Below are 15,803 nucleotides of genomic sequence, written 5' to 3'. Positions count from 1 at the left end.
TTCCGCTCTGCCAGACCTCGCTGCTGGGCAGCGCTGATGCCGACGGTACTGATCGCCGCACTGTCTCCGCTGGGGCACGTGGCACCGCTGCTGGCCGTCGCCGAGGACCTGGTGTGGCGGGGCCACCGGGTCACCGTGATGACCGGTGCCGAGCACACCGCGGAGGTGGCCGGCGTGGGGGCGCAACCCCACCCGTTGCCCGCATCGGCCGACTTCGACGATGCCGCGTTCACCGCAGCGCGACGCGCCGCGCGGTTCGGTCCCGAGGGACCGAACGACGCCATCGTGCGGCCGTTCCTGCGGCCGATGCCGCGCCAGGCCGCCGAACTGCGCGCGGCGCTGTCTGCCCGGCGCTACGACGCCGTCATCGTCGATCACGCATTCGTCGGGGTCCTCCCGCTGCTGCTCGACACCCGCACCGATCTGCCGAAGGTGCTCTATTACTCGCCGACCCCGCTGATGCTCTCCGGTGGCGGCGACGCGCCCGGCGGCGCGCCGCGCCCCACGCAGCGGGCCACCGATCGGATGCTGGCGTCGATGGGGACGGGGCCGCTGCCGGTGCCGGTGCTCGACGTCGGCATGCTCGCCGACCGGTTGATCGTGCCGACGGTGCCCAGCTTCGAGTACCCGCGCACCGAACTACCCGACGGTGTGCGCTTCGTCGGGCTGGTGCGCCCGCGCCGCTCGAACCGCTTCCCGCTGCCGCGTTGGTGGCCGGCGCTCGACGGGGAACGTCCGGTCGTGCATGTCACCCAGGGCACCGTCGACAACGGTGACCTGTCCCGGCTCATCGGGCCCACGATCGAGGCACTGGCCGACGAGGATGTCACCGTGGTGGCCACGACCGGCGGCCGGCCGGTGTCCCGGCTGCGCACCCCGATACCGGCCAACACCTATGTCGCCGAGTATCTGCCCCACGACCGCCTGCTGCCGAAGGTCGACGTGATGGTGACCAACGGCGGCTACGGCGCGGTGCAGCACGCGCTGTCCAGCGGTGTTCCGGTGGTGGCGGCCGGCAGCACCAGAACCAGGGCCGAGGTTGCGGCACGCGTCGCGTGGTCGGGGGCCGGCATCGATCTGCGCACTGCCGCGCCGACCGCCGACGCGGTGCGCTCGGCGGTGCGTGCTGTCCGCGCAGACCCCCGCTACCTGCAGCAGGCGCGCCGGCTGGAGGCGGCCTTCGCCCGCCGGGACGGGGTGGCCGAGGTGGCCGCGCTGGTCGAGGATGTGACCACGGAACGGCGACCGTGCACCCCCCGTCGCCAGTCGGCCGGCTGAACGGTCAGTGCACGGCCGTCGTGACGGTGGGTCAGGCGCTCTTGTCGCGCCGCTCGTTGCGGGCGGTCTTGCGCGGCACGATGGTGGGGAGCACGTTGTCCTCGACGGTCTCCCGGGTGACAACCACCTTGGCGACGTCGTCGCGGCTGGGGATGTCGTACATCACCGGGAGCAGCACCTCTTCCATGATGGCGCGCAGACCTCGGGCGCCGGTGCCGCGGTGGATGGCCTGATCGGCGATGGCCTCCAGCGCGTCGGTGGTGAACTCCAACTCGACGCCGTCCATATCGAACAGCCGAGTGTACTGCTTGACCAGGGCGTTCTTCGGGGTGGACAGGATCTGCACCAGCGAGTCCTTGTCCAGGTTGGTCACCGAGGCGACGACCGGGAGCCGGCCGATGAACTCGGGGATCAGCCCGAACTTGATCAGGTCCTCGGGCATGACCTCGGCGAAGTGGTCCTGGGTGTCGATCTCGGCCTTGGAGTGCACCTCGGCGCCGAAGCCCAGGCCGCGCTTGCCGACCCGGTCGGAGACGATCTTCTCCAGCCCGGCGAACGCACCCGCCACGATGAACAGCACGTTCGTCGTGTCGATCTGGATGAACTCCTGATGGGGGTGCTTGCGGCCGCCCTGCGGGGGGACCGAGGCCTGGGTGCCCTCGAGAATCTTGAGCAGCGCCTGCTGCACGCCCTCGCCGGACACGTCTCGGGTGATCGACGGGTTCTCGCTCTTGCGGGCGATCTTGTCGACCTCGTCGATGTAGATGATGCCGGTCTCGGCCCGCTTGACGTCATAGTCGGCGGCCTGGATGAGCTTGAGCAGGATGTTCTCGACATCCTCGCCGACGTAGCCGGCCTCCGTCAGTGCCGTCGCATCCGCTATCGCAAACGGGACATTGAGCATCTTGGCCAGGGTCTGCGCCAGGTAGGTCTTGCCGCAGCCGGTCGGGCCGAGCATCAGGATGTTCGACTTGGCCAGCTCGACGGTCTCAGCGCGCGAGTCGCGGGTCTTCTCACCGGCCTGGATGCGCTTGTAGTGGTTGTAGACGGCGACGGCCAGCCTGCGTTTGGCGGTGTCCTGGCCGATCACATACCCCTCGAGGAACTCCCGGATCTCGGCCGGCTTGGGCAGCTCGTCGAGCTTGACGTCGTCGGCGTCGGCGAGTTCCTCTTCGATGATCTCGTTGCACAGGTCGATGCACTCATCGCAGATGTAGACGCCTGGTCCGGCGATGAGCTTCTTCACCTGCTTCTGGCTCTTGCCACAGAACGAGCACTTCAGCAGGTCACCGCCGTCTCCAATGCGTGCCATTCGCTGGGGTCCCACTTCCTAATTTGGCAGTCGTGATCAGTTCTTCGGTGGTCACACCGGGGAATGTTCCCGACGCTACCCGCTTGTTCGGCCGCTTTGCGACCGATAATGCCGAATCGCGCCGGTGGTATTCGTGTGTGGTTGCGCCAACATATCCCCTGATGCCGCCCGGATGGTTGCGGAACACACCACCGTGTCTCCGGCGTGTCGCTGCCGTTACCGGCCGGGAGCCACCGCGTCCAACGTACCTGCCGTGGCAGGGATGCCCCACCGGTCGGCGGTGACGGCGGTTATCGGCGTCCCGGCCCACCCGGACCTGCGGGTCCCGGACCCACCGGACCTGGGCCGACCGGCCCCGGCCCGACCGGACCGACGACTCCGCCGACCCCGATCGGACCGGCCGGACCGACGATCGGGTTGGGTGGATTCAGGTAGACGTCGAGGTCGTAGTACAGGCATTGATTGGTGATCACGTCCCAGTACATGCCGGCCGGGCACACCGGCTCCTGCGCGGTGCCGACCGCCGGCGAGGCCACCTGGCCGAGCACCCCCGCTGCGGCAGCGACGACCACTGCCCACCCTTGCCGACGCCCCACCGCAGTTCCGCCCTTCACCGCCGTTGATACCGCGGTCACAGCCTGCCACGCGCGGCCGAAACCGGCCCGCTTTCGCGCGCATTTCCCTGACGTACGCTGCGGGCATGACCACCCTCGACGACGCTTTCGCGCTGGCGCGAGCCGACAGCGGGCTGGCGGTTGTGTCGACGTTGCGCGCCGACGGCACCATCCAGGCCTCGGTCGTCAACGCCGGTCCGCTGCCACACCCCGGGACCGGTGAGCCCGCGCTGGGCTTCGTCACCTACGGCCGGGTCAAACTGGCAAACCTGCGGGCGCGCCCCCAGATCGCGGTGACGTTCCGGCAGGGCTGGCGGTGGGCGACCGTCGAAGGGCAGGCCGTACTGGCCGGCCCCGACGATCCGCAGCCGTGGCTGGGCTCCGACGACTCGCTGGCCGCCCTGCTGCGGGCGATCTTCACCGCGGCCGGCGGAACCCACGACGACTGGGACACCTTCGACCGCACGATGCGTGAGCAGCGGCGCACCGCGGTGCTCATCGCACCGACGCGGATCTACAGCAACGGCTGAGCGGTCAGGCGCTCTGGGCCGACAACTTGCGGTACTCGAGCACCGTGTCGATGATGCCGTACTCCTTGGCCGCCTCGGCGGTCAGGATCTTGTCGCGGTCGGTGTCCTTGCGGATCGTCTCGGGATCCTTGCCGGTGTGCCGCGCCAGCGTGGTCTCCATCAGGGTGCGCATCCGCTCGATCTCGGCGGCCTGGATCTCCAGGTCGGAGAACTGCCCCTGGATGACACCGCCGAGGGCGGGCTGGTGGATCAGCACGCGCGCGTTGGGCAGGGCCAGCCGCTTGCCGGGGGTGCCGGCGGCCAGCAGCACCGCGGCCGCCGAGGCGGCCTGACCCAGGCAGACGGTCTGGATGTCGGCCCGCACGTACTGCATGGTGTCGTAGATCGCCATCAGGCTGGTGAACGAACCACCCGGCGAGTTGATGTACATGGTGATGTCGCGGTCGGGATCGAGCGACTCGAGCACCAGCAGCTGAGCCATGATGTCGTTGGCCGACGCGTCGTCCACCTGCACGCCGAGGAAGATGATGCGCTCCTCGAAGAGCTTGTTGTACGGGTTGGACTCTTTGACACCGAAGCTGGAGTGCTCGATGAAGGACGGCAGGATGTAGCGGGCCTGGGGCTGCTGGCCTGCGGTGCCGTGCGGAGTGCCCGCGGCCGCGCCGCCGGGAGTGCTCAGTCGAGGATCGGTCATGAGTTCGCTCCGTTGAAGTTGACGCTGGTGATGATGTGGTCGACGAAGCCGTATTCGAGGGCTTCCTGCGCGGTGAACCAGCGGTCGCGGTCGGAGTCGGCCTCGATGCGCTCGATGGTCTGCCCGGTGAACTCGGCGTTCAGCCGGAACATCTCCTTCTTGATCGACGCGAACTGCTCGGCCTGGATCGCGATGTCCGCGGCGCCACCGGTGATGCCGCCGAGGGGCTGGTGCATCAGGATGCGCGCGTGCGGCAGCGCGTAGCGCTTGCCCTTGGTGCCGGCGGCCAGCAGGAACTCGCCCATCGAGGCAGCCATGCCCATCGCGTAGGTGGCCACGTCGCACGGTGCCAGCACCATGGTGTCGTAGATCGCCATGCCGGCGCTGATCGAGCCGCCCGGCGAGTTGATGTAGAGGTGGATGTCCTTGGTCGGGTCCTCAGCGGCCAACAGGAGGATCTGCGCACACAACCGGTTGGCGATGTCGTCGTCCACCTGTGAGCCCAGGAAAATGATGCGCTCGGCGAGCAACCGCTCGTAGACCGAGTCCTGGAGCGTGAGTCCCTGCGGCGCGCCACGCATATCAGTCACGACTGGATACCTGCTTTCTATATGTACTTCCGACGCGGTGACCGGTCTTAGAAGACGACACTAACCAACGCACGCCGACGGGGAGCCCCCAGACGGCGGGCGTTCGCTCAGAGCGTCACTTGGTGTCGTCGCCCGCGGCAGCCTCGACTGCTTCCGGCGCGGTCTCCGCTTCTTGCACGACACCGTCGGCGTCCTGGCCGTCCGCCTCGGCCTGCTCGCCGGACGGACCGAAGAACTCGGTGGTGTCGATGGTGTTGCCCGCCGTGTCGGTGACGGTGGCGCCGTGCACCACCGCGGCCACGGTCAGGCCGCGGCGCACATCGGCGAACATCGCGGGCAGCTGGTTGTTCTGCTGCAGCATCCCCAGCAGCTGCTGAGGCTCGATGCCGTACTGACGCGACATCAGCACCAGCCGCTCGCTGAGGTCGTTCTGGCCGACCTGGACGTCGAGCTTGTCGGCGATGGCGTCCATCAGCAGCTGGGTCTTGATCGCCTTCTCGGCGTTGGTGCGGTTGTCGGCGTCGAACTCCTCGCGGCTGCTGCCCTGCTCGGCGAGCTGCTCGGCGAACTTCTGCTCGTCGTGGTCGAGCCCGTGGATGGCGTTGCGCAGCGCGTCGTCGACCTGGGCCTGCACCACCTTCTCCGGCAGCGGCACCTCGACCTGCTCGAGCAGCTGCTCGATGGCCTTGTCGCGGATCTGCTCGGCCTGCTGGACCCGCTTGACCTGCGCGACCTTTCCGCGCAGGTCCTCGCGCAGCTCGTCGACGGTGTCGAACTCGCTGGCCAGCTGGGCGAAGTCGTCGTCGAGTTCGGGAAGCTCACGCACCTTGACCGACTTCACGGTGACGCTCACCTGCGCCTCCTTGCCGGCGTGCTCACCGGCCACCAGCGTGGTGGTGAAGACCTTGCTCTCGCCTTCCTTGAGGCCGACGATCGCCTCGTCCAGACCGTCGATCAGCTGACCGGAGCCCACCTCGTGGGACATCCCCTCGGTGTTGGCCTCGGGCACGTCCTGGCCGTCGACGGTGGCCGACAGGTCGATGGAGACGAAGTCGCCGGTCTCGGCGGCACGCTCGACACCGGTGAGGGTGCCGAACCGCTTCTGCAGCGACTCCATCTCGGCGTCGACGTCGGCCTCGTCGATCTCGATGGGGTCGACGGTGAGGGTCAGCGTGGAGAAGTCGGGCAGCTCGATGTCGGGGCGGATGTCGACCTCGGCGGTGAAGACGAGCTCCTCGTTGTCCTCGAGTTTGGTGATCTCGATCTCGGGCTGGCCGATGGGCTGCAGCGCCTCGGCGGTGACGGCCTCGCTGTAGCGGCCGGGCAGCGCGTCGTTGACGACCTGCTCGAGCACGGCGCCGCGACCGACGCGTGCCTCGAGCAGCTTGCGGGGGGCCTTGCCGGGCCGGAAGCCGGGCAGCCGCACCTGCTTGGCCAGCTGCTTGAACGCCTTGTCGATGTCGGGTTCGAGCTCAGTGAAGGGCACCTCCACGTTGATGCGAACCCGGGTCGGGCTCAACTTCTCGACGGTGCTCTTCACGTTCGTACTCCTCGGTTGCTCTTCTGTGGGGGTCGGTCTTGTGGGGGTGGACGTGCTTGTCGGGGTGACAGGATTTGAACCTGCGGCCTTCCGCTCCCAAAGCGGATGCGCTACCAAGCTGCGCTACACCCCGGTCGTCGCCGCGTCGCACCCGCGCGCAGCGCCAGACCACCGGCGATACTACGTGGTCACCGCAGCTCGACGACAACGGACCGACCCGCCGGGGATCCGATTGGATTTGAGCCGCTCCACACCGGTACAGTCGGCCGGTACTGCCTGCACAGGCGGCACATGCGGGCGTAGCTCAATGGTAGAGCCCTAGTCTTCCAAACTAGCTACGCGGGTTCGATTCCCGTCGCCCGCTCCACACCGGCCGGCGGCTGCGCCGGCCGAACATGTCCCGGGGTCCACCCGCCCCGCGTCCGGACCACCCGTCCGCACAACACTGCCGCCCCCGGCGAACCGGGGGCGGCAGCACAAGACTCTGGTCAGATCACCAGTCGGCGATGGGCGGGCCGACCGGGTACGCCCCTTCGAAGCCGGAGGCGGTTCCGCCGACCACGGCGTGCATCGTGTCGCGAACGTCCCCCTGGGCGCTGACGACGCCGGCGTCGGCGAGACGAGCCTCGGAGATACCGCGCGCCACACCGTAGTCGTTGATGCGAATGACGGCGTTCTGCGACTGCGAGGCGGTCACCACGGGGGTGGGGGCGATCTCGTCGACGTCGGCATTCGCGGTGCCACCGCCGAGACCGATGAGGGCTGCGGCGGCGGCGAACGAGCCCGCGCCGACCAAGCCCAGCTTCTTCGAACTGCGCGCGAAAGCCTTGGCGGCCATCAGTATTCCCCTTTTTCTAGGGAGGACGGTGATCCTCATGATGTTGTGCGGCCGCTTGAGACTAACAGCGATATCCGGCTCCCGCACATTCAAGCAGACATGTAGATCACAGCATATTCGCAGTTCAGATCGAATTTCAGCGAGCCTTCAGGTGACCTCCAGCAAATTCACAGCAACGGCCCGCCGGCGGGCTCGGCTGACCCTCGGCTCATTCTCGGCCTTCCCCGGCGACACCGTCATCGTCGGTCCCGGTCGCCGGTAGATCACGAAAGTCGCTGCACCGCAGCCGATTCAGCAGCGGGGTCCGCTCGGGGTCGGGCGGGGAGACGAGCTCGACCGGTCAGAGTTGGTGGTTCTGCCACTCAGGGTGTTGCCACTGCACTTCAGGGCGCAGGTTGTTCACGTTGTTCCAGTCGTGGTTGAACGGCTGGACCTGCTCGACGACCTGCCCGGCACCGTTGCCGATCTCCGGTGCGGCGTTACCGGGGGCGGCCAGCCCGAGGGCGGCGGTGCCCGCGATGGTCAGCGCCGCGGTCGGTAGCGCGATGTAGCGGCCCACCCGGCGAGTGAATGCGGTTGTCATGGTGTTGTCCCCTGTCGGTTGTGTGCCGCGGCTCTGCGGCCTACCGAGAAGTCTGTCGCCGCGCCCGGCCGCGCGCAATCGGTCGATCAGCGGTCTGCGCGGAGGAATTCGGCGTCCGCCGACCGGGGGACGCCGGGTCGGTCACCAGCCCCCGCGGACCCAGACGTGCCAGCCCCACCAGAACCAGCCGGCCAGCAGCAGCCAGCGGGTGATCCAGTTCTGGAGCAGCACATCGACGACCACCGTCAACGAGGGCAGCCGCGGGCTGAGCAGACACACCAGCTGCCAGAGCGCCGCCGCGGCGAACAGGGCGGCCCAGATCACCAGGATCAGGGTGCGCGAGTCCGGAGGCAGCATCATCGCCGCACCAGATACCAGCCCAGCGCCAACCAGGCCGCGAAACCGCCCACCCGGACGCCGTAGTTGTCGAACCACGAGTTCATCAGGTAGCTCAGGGTGGGATAGTCCGGCCGTGGACCGCTGAAGTGCACCGCGAGTATCCAGGCGCCCAGCACCGTGATCAACACCGTCCAGACCACCAGCCCCCGCACGGCCACCCGGTCGAGGTGCACCCGCGCGACGCCGGCGTCAACACGGTGCCAGCCGCGTCGCACCGCGTAGCCGAGCAGGATGATCCCGGGTATCGCAGTGAACACTGCGCTGTAGAGCGTCCAGGGCGCGCCGGCGACGGCCACGGCCGAATAGCCGAGCACCGCCACGGTCAGCAGCCAACGCCGCTGACCGCAGCGGCGTCGCTCAGATCCCATCGCCCTCACGGTAGCCAGTCGCCGACCCGCCCGGGAACCGTGAACCCCGGTCAGACTGCCGCGGTCCCGAGGATCCGGCCCGCCGCGGTTCTCTTCGCCCACACTCCCCCGGCGACTCCGCCCACCGCGACCACCCCCACCAGCCAGCCCGGCGCTCCGAGGTCGATGGCGGCGACGATGACGAACGCGTCGAACAGTGAGATCAGCGTGAACGTAACGCCGTCGAAGTACCGTTCCCGCCAGTCCCGGTCGCGCCGGCGCAACCGCTGCGCGGAGCGGGACGCACGGTAGAGCATGTAGGCCCCCAGCATCATCAGGCCCGCGTAGACGCTGCGCGTCACAGTCGGCAGCTCACCCCAACTCACCCACACCGCGCCGCCCACCGTGACGATGGTGAGCACCAGCGAGACCACGTACCAGCGCCAGCGCCACGACCGCAGGGTGGTCAGGGGCAGCGCGAGGATGCCGGTGAAGAAGGCCACCGCACCGGCCACGGTGTGGGCAATGATGAACAAGGTGTGCGTCATCGGCACTTCCGGCCTCGATGTCTCAGCATGACCGCTCTTCGGTCGTAGCCACTCGAGCCGAGTCAATCGCGGCCGAACCGCGGTGTCCAACAACCCTCTGACCCGCATTGACAACCATCGGTTGTCGGGCCAGCCTGAGTTTGTGGACCTGGACACCGGGCTGCTGAGAACGTTCGTCGTCACCGCCGAGGAGAACCACTTCGGCAGGGCCGCACAGCGGTTACACGTCACCCAGCAGGCCCTGTCCAAACGGATCGGGCGACTCGAACGCCAGCTCGGGGTCCGGCTGTTCGACCGGGCGCACCGCCGCGTCGAGCTGACCGCGGCCGGGCAGCGGCTGCTACCCGCCGCCCACGACGCGGTGGCCGCCACCGACGCCGTGGCCGCTGCGGTGAAACCCGGTCTGCACACCCTGCGCGTCGACGTGATGTTCGAGTACCTCGCCCCACTGCGCTGGGTCCGAGCAGCGGTGACCGACGATCCCCGGCTCGAGGTGGTGGTCAGCTCACGTGCTGGTCACCACTCGGCCGTCGCGGCGCTTCGGCGCGGTGACTGCGACGTCGCATTCGGTCGGGCGACAGCTGACCCGTGGCCGACGGATCTGTACCGGCGGCCGGCGGTGCTCGAACCGATCGGACTGCTGGTCAGCACCGAACACCAATGGGCGCGGCGCGACGCGGTGACGATGGCCGAACTGGCCGGCCACCGCCTGTCGTTTCCGATGGATTCCGCCCCCGAGGACTGGACGACCCTGGTCGCCGACCTCACCAGGGAATTCGGCTTCACCCTGCAACAACCGCCGACCGCCATGGGGTTCGAGCACTTCCTCGATCGCGCCGCGCGGGACCCGGCGGCGGCCTCGCTGCTCGGACGGGCCATGCCGGCCCCGGATTCCGACCGGCTGCGCGTCATACCGCTGGCCGAGCCGACCCCGGTGTTCGCCTGGGCGCTCATGTGGCGACGGGGTGTGTCCGCGGCGTCACTGGGGCGGCTGCTCGCCGCCGCACAGCACAGCGAGCACACCATCGGGCCCGAGCTGGCCGCCGAGGGCAGCCAGGTGTGGCTTCCCGATGCCGATCGAACCTGGTGGGAGCAGCAGGCAATCCCGACATCAAGGGACTTTGGCCCCTAGGAAGCAGGGCCGGGAGCCTGCTCAATAGAGGACAGCGGTTGCAGGTCGACGTTTTGGGGGATTGATGACAGCCGAGGCTCCGGCGCTGCGGGAACTGAAGCCTGCCCGCCCCTTCCCGCAACGACTGGGCCCCAAGGGAAACCTGATCTACAAGCTGGTCACCACGACCGATCACAAGATGATCGGCATCATGTACGTGGTCGCCTGCTTCGCCTTCTTCCTCATCGGCGGGCTGATGGCGCTGTTCATCCGCACCGAACTCGTCGCCCCGGGCCTGCAGTTCCTGTCCAACGAGCAGTACAACCAGCTGTTCACCATGCACGGCACGGCGATGCTGCTGTTCTACGCCACCCCGATCGTGTTCGGGTTCGCCAACCTGGTGCTGCCGCTGCAGATCGGCGCCCCGGACGTGGCCTTCCCCCGGCTCAACGCGCTGTCGTTCTGGCTGTTCCTGTTCGGCGCGCTGATCGCACTGGCCGGCTTCATCACCCCCGGCGGTGCCGCCGACTTCGGCTGGACGGCCTACTCACCGCTGACCGATGCCATCCACTCTCCGGGCGCCGGCGGCGACCTGTGGATCTTCGGGCTCGGGGTGGGTGGTCTGGGCACCATCCTGGGCGCGGTCAACATGATCACCACCGTGGTCTGCATGCGCGCGCCGGGCATGACGATGTTCCGGATGCCGATCTTCACCTGGAACATCCTGGTGACCTCGATCCTGGTGCTGTTGATCTTCCCGCTGCTGACCGCCGCCCTGTTCGGCCTGGCCGCCGACCGTCACCTCGGCGCCCACGTCTACGACCCGGCCAACGGCGGAGTGTTGTTGTGGCAGCATCTGTTCTGGTTCTTCGGCCACCCCGAGGTGTATGTCATCGCGCTGCCGTTCTTCGGCATCGTCAGCGAGATCTTCCCGGTGTTCAGCCGCAAACCGATCTTCGGCTACACCACGCTGGTCTATGCCACCGTCTCCATCGCGGCGCTGTCGATGGCGGTGTGGGCCCACCACATGTTCGCCACCGGTGCGGTGCTGCTGCCGTTCTTCTCGTTCATGACGTTCCTGATCGCGGTGCCGACCGGGATCAAGTTCTTCAACTGGATAGGCACGATGTGGAAGGGGCAGTTGACCTTCGAGACACCGATGCTGTTCTCGATCGGGTTCATCGCCACGTTCCTGCTCGGCGGCCTCTCAGGCGTGCTGCTGGCCAGCCCGCCGCTGGACTTCCATGTCCACGATTCGTATTTCGTTGTGGCGCACTTCCATTACGTGCTGTTCGGCACTATCGTGTTCGCGACCTACGCCGGGATCTACTTCTGGTTCCCGAAGATGACCGGCCGGTTGCTCGACGAGCGCCTGGGCAAGCTGCACTTCTGGCTGACGTTCATCGGGTTCCACACCACGTTCCTGGTGCAGCACTGGCTGGGCAACGAGGGCATGCCGCGCCGCTACGCCGACTACCTGCCCACCGACGGCTTCACGACGCTGAACATCGTGTCGACGATCGGCGCGTTCATCCTGGGCGCCTCGATGCTGCCGTTCGTCTGGAATGTGTTCAAGAGCTGGCGTTACGGCGAGCCGGTGACCGTCGATGACCCGTGGGGTTACGGCAACTCGCTGGAGTGGGCCACCAGCTGCCCGCCGCCGCGGCACAACTTCACCGAGCTGCCGCGCATCCGTTCCGAGCGTCCGGCCTTCGAGTTGCACTACCCGCACATGGTCGAGCGGATGCGCCGCGAGGCCTATGTCGGGCGGGCCCACGGACCCGGCGACGGCGACGTCACGCGGGTCGAGGACGAGAACGTCCGCAGCTGACCTCGGGGCCGCTCAGCCGCGGTGTGTCATTCCCGCTGGAAGACCGCTTCCTCCTGGTCCAGGTTGCGCAGGGCCGTCCGGAGGACTTCATCGTCGATGCGACCGCTGTTGCGTTCGGCGATGAACGCCTCGCGCTCGGCGTCGATCATCTCGACCCGCAACTGCCGGAAGGCCGACGCCAGGTTCTCGCTGCCATCCCCGTCGGCGCGGACCTCGTCCCAGGCGGCCGCCCGCCGTTCAGCGACCCAGGCGCGCAGCGCCTCGGCGGCGCGCTCCTGGATGTCGGTGCGCCTGCCCTGCGCGGCCGCCTCGGCCAACACCGCGTCCAACCGTGCCGCCGCAGCGTCTGCAGCACGGTCGAGCGCGCTGGCGGCCGCCAGCGCCTCAGCCTGCGCATCCTCGCCGCCCACGCCGAGCAGCCTGATGACCCAGGGCAGCGTCAACCCGTGTAGCAGCAGCGTGCCGACCACGACCACGAAGGTCAGGTACACGATGTGCGCCCGGCCCGGGAACGGGTCGCCGCTGAGCGTGGTCGCCGGCAGCGCGAAGGCCGCCGCCAGCGACACCACACCCCGCATGCCCGCCCACGCCACGACGAACACCTCGGCGGCGGGCGGTGCCGGACCTCGGCGCCACGGCAGCAACCGCGGAAGGTAGGAGAACGCGAAGACCCACCCGATCCGGACCACGATCACGGTGCCGAGCACGGCGAGCGAGAACCCGATCATCACCGTGGCCGGCATGCCCTGGATCTCGGTGAGCACGCTGGGCAGCTGCAGCCCGATCAGGAAGAACGCGAAGGCCTCCAGCACCAGCTGAAGTGCTCGCCACACCGCGTCGTCCTGCAACCGGGTCGCATAGCTCGCCCGGGTGGACCGATGGCCCAGGATCAGCGCCGCGACAACGACGGCCAGCACGCCGGATCCCCGGATCTGTTCGGCCAGCAGATAGATCACGAACGGCGCGATCAGCCCGATCGCGCTCTCCACCAACGGGTCGGCCAGCAGCGAGCGGACGTGGACGATCAACGTCCCCGCCACCAGGCCGACGACGACTCCCCCGACCGCGGCCAGCACGAACGTCGTGAACGCGGTGCCCCAACTGGCGGCCAGGCCGATGGCGGCGGCAAGCGACACCTTGTAGGCGGTCAGCGCGGTGGCGTCGTTGAGCAGGCTCTCACCGCCCAGCAGCGTCATCGTCCGGCGCGGCAACCCCAGTTTGCGGCCGATCGCGGTGGCCGACACCGCATCGGGCGGCGCGACGATGGCCCCCAGCACCAGCGCGGAGGCGAAGGTGACCTCGGGAACCGTGTGGTAGGCGACGAACGCCACAGCGAACGTGGTGGCCATCGGCAGTCCGACGGCGAGCATCGCCACCGGTCTGATGTTCTTGCGCAGCGCGACATAGGAACTCTCCAAGCCGGCCGACCACAGCAGCGGCGGGAGCACCACGAACAACACGAGGTCGGGTTCCAGGTCGATCTTGGGTGAATGCGGGAGCAGACTCGCCGCCAGGCCGGCCACCACCAGCACCAGCGGTGAGGACAGGTTGTACCGGCGGGCCACCGCGGACAGTAGGACCGCGGCGACCAGGACGAGCAGCAGCTTCGCTTCCACGCTGGTGGGACCTCCCTTCTGCACACGCTGCCGGCCAGCATGGCCGATCTGGCTGAGTACTGCCTGTGCCCTCGTCGACCCGGTGCCCCGGCACCGGGCTGACACCGATCCTGGACGAAGGCAACGATATGGGGCCGTAGGCTAGCGCCTCATGCCCGCCCGAGACGTCGACCATCGGCTCAGCCCGCCGCCGCAGACGGGCTACGTCTACCGCACCGCATGGCGGGTGGCCACCGGCGACATCGGCGCCGACCTCGAGCTACGGCTGGACTCGGTCGCCCGCTACCTGCAGGAGGTGGGCGCGGAGAACCTCGTCGACGCCGGCGAGGCCGAACAACACCCGCACTGGCTGGTTCAGCGCACCGTGATCGACGTGATCGAGCCGATCGCGTTCCCCAACGAGGTTGCGTTCAGCCGGTGGTGCTCGGCGTTGTCGCTGCGCTGGTGCACCATGCGGGTCGACCTGGACGGCAGTGACGGCGGGCACATCGAGACCGAGGGTTTCTGGATCGCGATGAACGCCAGAACCCTCACCCCGCAACGCGCCACCGACACCCTGCTGGAACGCTTCGGCTCCACCACCGACGAACACCGGCTCAAATGGCGCCCGTGGCTGCAGAACCCGGCCGACACCGACTCCGAGATGCCGTTCTCGCTGCGCCGCACCGACATCGATCTGTTCGAACATGTCACCAACACCGCCTACTGGCATGCCATCCACGAGCTGACCCCGCTGGTGCCCGATGTGGTCCGGGCGCCCTACCGGGCGGTGATCGAATACCGTCGCCCGATCAAGTACGGCGAGGACGTCACGATCCGATGGCGCCGCAGCGGGCCGGACACCAACGCGGACATGCAGATCGCGCTGTGTGTCGGGGACGAGGTCCACGCGGCGGCCCTGCTCCGCAAGCTCTGAGGGGACCACCCGCCGATCTCCACCCAATCTCCACGAAGGCTCCAAGCCCGGGCCGGCGCCGTCGACGACTCTGGTCGCCATGAACGAAAACACCCAGACCCTGCCCCGCGGGATGCGTGCGATCGATCCCGCTCACACCACGGCCCATCCGGAGGGAACCCGGTTGGTCAGCGTCGCCGAGGTGATGCTCGCGACCAGCGCCGCCACCGCGGCGCACCCGCCGGCGAACCCGGTGCGCGGCTGGTGGAACCGCTACCTCGCCGGACGTGAGCGGCGCCGCAGTGTCGCACAGCGACGTCCGGACTGCTTCGAGGCGGCCGCGATGGCTCGGGAGATGCACCGGCTCTGAGCGCCCGGCACCCGGGCTACAGCGTGCCCGGCGCGCCGCCCGTACCGCCGGCCCCACCGGCCCCGCCGGTGGGGCCGTCGCCGGGATCGCCGGCACCGCCGATGCTGCCATCATCCCCGCCGCCACCGCCGGCACCACCCCTGCCGCCGGTGCCACCGGTACCGCCGGCGCTACCTCCGCTGCCGCCCGTGCCGCCGCTACCGCCGGCACCACCCCTGTCGGCGGTCTCGGCGACTCGGTCCACACCGCCGTCACCGCCGGAACCACCGTCGCCGCCGTCCCCGCTGACGCCGCCGTCGCCGCCACCGGCACCACCCGTTCCGCCGGCACCGCCCTGACCGCCGGTGTTGCTTCCCGCATCACCCGCGTTACGTTCTCCGCCATCGCCGCCAGCACCGCCGACTCCACCGTTACCGCCGTCCCCGTCGACGGTCACACCTGTGCCACCGGCGCCACCGTCACCTCCCAGGCCGCCCTCACCGCCATCACCACCCAGCAGGTCGCCGGCATCGCCACCGCGACCACCGGATCCACCGTCACCACCGTCGCCGCCCGCAGTGAGGGTGCCGGTTCCGCCGTCACCACCGGCGCCGCCTCTGGCGCCGGCACCGCCGGTGTCGTCGTGTCCCGCATTGCCCCCGAGGCCGCCGACGCCGCCGGGTCCGCCGTCGCCGCCGTCCCCGCCGGTGGTGCCCTGACCGCCGTCA

General features: G+C 68.8%; 17 protein-coding genes, 2 tRNA genes and 1 pseudogene. 7 read left to right on the top strand and 13 right to left on the bottom strand.

The annotated features are described in order from the left end of the window. Window positions 1–36 precede the first annotated feature (36 nt). Window positions 37–1,278 (top strand): glycosyltransferase, encoded by a 1,242-nt coding sequence (locus ACXAID_RS02040; protein WP_475020509.1) that lies wholly within the window; start codon window positions 37–39, stop codon window positions 1,276–1,278. 31 nt (window positions 1,279–1,309) lie between these two features. Here ACXAID_RS02040 and clpX read toward each other — a convergent pair whose 3' ends face one another. Both clpX and ACXAID_RS02030 read right to left on the bottom strand, forming a co-directional pair. Beyond that, complete coding sequence (gene clpX, locus ACXAID_RS02035) at window positions 1,310–2,590, bottom strand: ATP-dependent Clp protease ATP-binding subunit ClpX (protein WP_475020508.1); 1,281 nt, start codon at window positions 2,588–2,590, stop codon at window positions 1,310–1,312. A 290-nt stretch (window positions 2,591–2,880) separates the two neighbouring features. Then, entirely contained in the window at window positions 2,881–3,162 is a 282-nt protein-coding gene (locus tag ACXAID_RS02030) for a hypothetical protein (protein ID WP_475020507.1), read from the bottom strand. Window positions 3,163–3,290: 128 nt separating this feature from the next. On the opposite strand from ACXAID_RS02030, the gene ACXAID_RS02025 reads away from it, so the two are divergent. Then, a complete protein-coding gene (locus ACXAID_RS02025; protein ID WP_475020506.1) occupies window positions 3,291–3,734 on the top strand; it encodes a TIGR03618 family F420-dependent PPOX class oxidoreductase in 444 nt (147 codons plus the stop codon). 4 nt (window positions 3,735–3,738) lie between these two features. Here the strand turns inward: ACXAID_RS02025 and ACXAID_RS02020 are convergent, their stop codons facing one another. The 4 genes from ACXAID_RS02020 to ACXAID_RS02005 form a co-directional block, all read right to left on the bottom strand. After that, the gene (locus tag ACXAID_RS02020; RefSeq protein WP_475020505.1) at window positions 3,739–4,428 is read right to left on the bottom strand and encodes an ATP-dependent Clp protease proteolytic subunit; all 690 of its coding nucleotides are present in this window, start codon (window positions 4,426–4,428) and stop codon (window positions 3,739–3,741) included. Beyond that, window positions 4,425–5,009 carry an ATP-dependent Clp protease proteolytic subunit gene (locus ACXAID_RS02015; protein WP_173012233.1) on the bottom strand — a complete coding sequence of 195 codons (585 nt, stop codon included), beginning with the start codon at window positions 5,007–5,009 and terminating at the stop codon, window positions 4,425–4,427. The genes ACXAID_RS02020 and ACXAID_RS02015 overlap by 4 nt, the downstream gene beginning before the upstream one ends. A gap of 124 nt (window positions 5,010–5,133) precedes the next feature. Further along, a complete protein-coding gene (tig, locus tag ACXAID_RS02010) occupies window positions 5,134–6,558 on the bottom strand; it encodes a trigger factor (RefSeq protein WP_475020504.1) in 1,425 nt (474 codons plus the stop codon). Window positions 6,559–6,617: 59 nt separating this feature from the next. Beyond that, window positions 6,618–6,691, bottom strand: a tRNA-Pro gene (locus tag ACXAID_RS02005). Between the two features lie 160 nt (window positions 6,692–6,851). On the opposite strand from ACXAID_RS02005, the gene ACXAID_RS02000 reads away from it, so the two are divergent. Beyond that, window positions 6,852–6,925, top strand: a tRNA-Gly gene (locus tag ACXAID_RS02000). 126 nt (window positions 6,926–7,051) lie between these two features. On the opposite strand, the gene ACXAID_RS01995 is transcribed toward ACXAID_RS02000, so the two are convergent. From ACXAID_RS01995 to ACXAID_RS01975, 5 genes are all read right to left on the bottom strand, one after another. Continuing rightward, window positions 7,052–7,402 (bottom strand): hypothetical protein, encoded by a 351-nt coding sequence (locus tag ACXAID_RS01995; protein ID WP_475020561.1) that lies wholly within the window; start codon window positions 7,400–7,402, stop codon window positions 7,052–7,054. A gap of 334 nt (window positions 7,403–7,736) precedes the next feature. Then, window positions 7,737–7,979: a hypothetical protein gene (locus ACXAID_RS01990; protein ID WP_475020503.1), complete on the bottom strand. Its 243-nt coding sequence runs from the start codon at window positions 7,977–7,979 to the stop codon at window positions 7,737–7,739. A 141-nt stretch (window positions 7,980–8,120) separates the two neighbouring features. Further along, window positions 8,121–8,339: a hypothetical protein gene (locus tag ACXAID_RS01985; RefSeq protein ID WP_475020502.1), complete on the bottom strand. Its 219-nt coding sequence runs from the start codon at window positions 8,337–8,339 to the stop codon at window positions 8,121–8,123. Further along, window positions 8,336–8,746: a hypothetical protein gene (locus tag ACXAID_RS01980; RefSeq protein ID WP_475020501.1), complete on the bottom strand. Its 411-nt coding sequence runs from the start codon at window positions 8,744–8,746 to the stop codon at window positions 8,336–8,338. Before ACXAID_RS01980 ends, ACXAID_RS01985 begins: the two co-directional genes overlap by 4 nt. A gap of 50 nt (window positions 8,747–8,796) precedes the next feature. Further along, on the bottom strand, window positions 8,797–9,273 hold the full coding sequence (locus ACXAID_RS01975) for a hypothetical protein (RefSeq protein WP_475020500.1): 477 nt from the start codon (window positions 9,271–9,273) through the stop codon (window positions 8,797–8,799). Between the two features lie 142 nt (window positions 9,274–9,415). On the opposite strand from ACXAID_RS01975, the gene ACXAID_RS01970 reads away from it, so the two are divergent. Together ACXAID_RS01970 and ctaD are read left to right on the top strand one after the other, a co-directional pair. Then, window positions 9,416–10,405 (top strand): LysR family transcriptional regulator, encoded by a 990-nt coding sequence (locus ACXAID_RS01970; RefSeq protein ID WP_475020499.1) that lies wholly within the window; start codon window positions 9,416–9,418, stop codon window positions 10,403–10,405. A gap of 64 nt (window positions 10,406–10,469) precedes the next feature. Then, window positions 10,470–12,186 (top strand): annotated as a pseudogene (gene ctaD, locus ACXAID_RS01965) (aa3-type cytochrome oxidase subunit I); the annotation flags it as partial. 55 nt (window positions 12,187–12,241) lie between these two features. Here the strand turns inward: ctaD and ACXAID_RS01960 are convergent. Beyond that, entirely contained in the window at window positions 12,242–13,831 is a 1,590-nt protein-coding gene (locus tag ACXAID_RS01960; protein ID WP_475020498.1) for a Na+/H+ antiporter, read from the bottom strand. A 151-nt stretch (window positions 13,832–13,982) separates the two neighbouring features. On the opposite strand from ACXAID_RS01960, the gene ACXAID_RS01955 reads away from it, so the two are divergent. Next, entirely contained in the window at window positions 13,983–14,747 is a 765-nt protein-coding gene (locus tag ACXAID_RS01955; protein WP_475020497.1) for an acyl-[acyl-carrier-protein] thioesterase, read from the top strand. A 79-nt stretch (window positions 14,748–14,826) separates the two neighbouring features. After that, on the top strand, window positions 14,827–15,096 hold the full coding sequence (locus ACXAID_RS01950; RefSeq protein WP_475020496.1) for a hypothetical protein: 270 nt from the start codon (window positions 14,827–14,829) through the stop codon (window positions 15,094–15,096). Window positions 15,097–15,112: 16 nt separating this feature from the next. Here ACXAID_RS01950 and ACXAID_RS01945 read toward each other — a convergent pair. Continuing rightward, window positions 15,113–15,803, bottom strand: a 691-nt coding sequence (locus tag ACXAID_RS01945) for a hypothetical protein (protein ID WP_475020495.1), incomplete at its 5' end; no start/stop codon positions are given.

Source organism: Mycobacterium sp. ABE4_509 (genome assembly GCF_056160785.1).
Note: the sequence above shows the minus strand (reverse complement) of the source record. Positions and strands in the feature narration are given on the sequence as shown.

What these genes read in the sequence shown, in the direction of transcription:
- ACXAID_RS02040 (WP_475020509.1), top strand. Translation starts at nt 37, where the DNA reads ATGCCGACGGTACTGATCGCCGCACTGTCTCCGCTGGGGCACGTGGCA.
- clpX (WP_475020508.1), bottom strand. Translation starts at nt 2,590, where the DNA reads ATGGCACGCATTGGAGACGGCGGTGACCTGCTGAAGTGCTCGTTCTGT.
- ACXAID_RS02025 (WP_475020506.1), top strand. Translation starts at nt 3,291, where the DNA reads ATGACCACCCTCGACGACGCTTTCGCGCTGGCGCGAGCCGACAGCGGG.
- ACXAID_RS02020 (WP_475020505.1), bottom strand. Translation starts at nt 4,428, where the DNA reads ATGACCGATCCTCGACTGAGCACTCCCGGCGGCGCGGCCGCGGGCACT.
- ACXAID_RS02015 (WP_173012233.1), bottom strand. Translation starts at nt 5,009, where the DNA reads ATGCGTGGCGCGCCGCAGGGACTCACGCTCCAGGACTCGGTCTACGAG.
- ACXAID_RS01990 (WP_475020503.1), bottom strand. Translation starts at nt 7,979, where the DNA reads ATGACAACCGCATTCACTCGCCGGGTGGGCCGCTACATCGCGCTACCG.
- ACXAID_RS01985 (WP_475020502.1), bottom strand. Translation starts at nt 8,339, where the DNA reads ATGATGCTGCCTCCGGACTCGCGCACCCTGATCCTGGTGATCTGGGCC.
- ACXAID_RS01980 (WP_475020501.1), bottom strand. Translation starts at nt 8,746, where the DNA reads ATGGGATCTGAGCGACGCCGCTGCGGTCAGCGGCGTTGGCTGCTGACC.
- ACXAID_RS01975 (WP_475020500.1), bottom strand. Translation starts at nt 9,273, where the DNA reads ATGACGCACACCTTGTTCATCATTGCCCACACCGTGGCCGGTGCGGTG.
- ACXAID_RS01955 (WP_475020497.1), top strand. Translation starts at nt 13,983, where the DNA reads ATGCCCGCCCGAGACGTCGACCATCGGCTCAGCCCGCCGCCGCAGACG.
- ACXAID_RS01950 (WP_475020496.1), top strand. Translation starts at nt 14,827, where the DNA reads ATGAACGAAAACACCCAGACCCTGCCCCGCGGGATGCGTGCGATCGAT.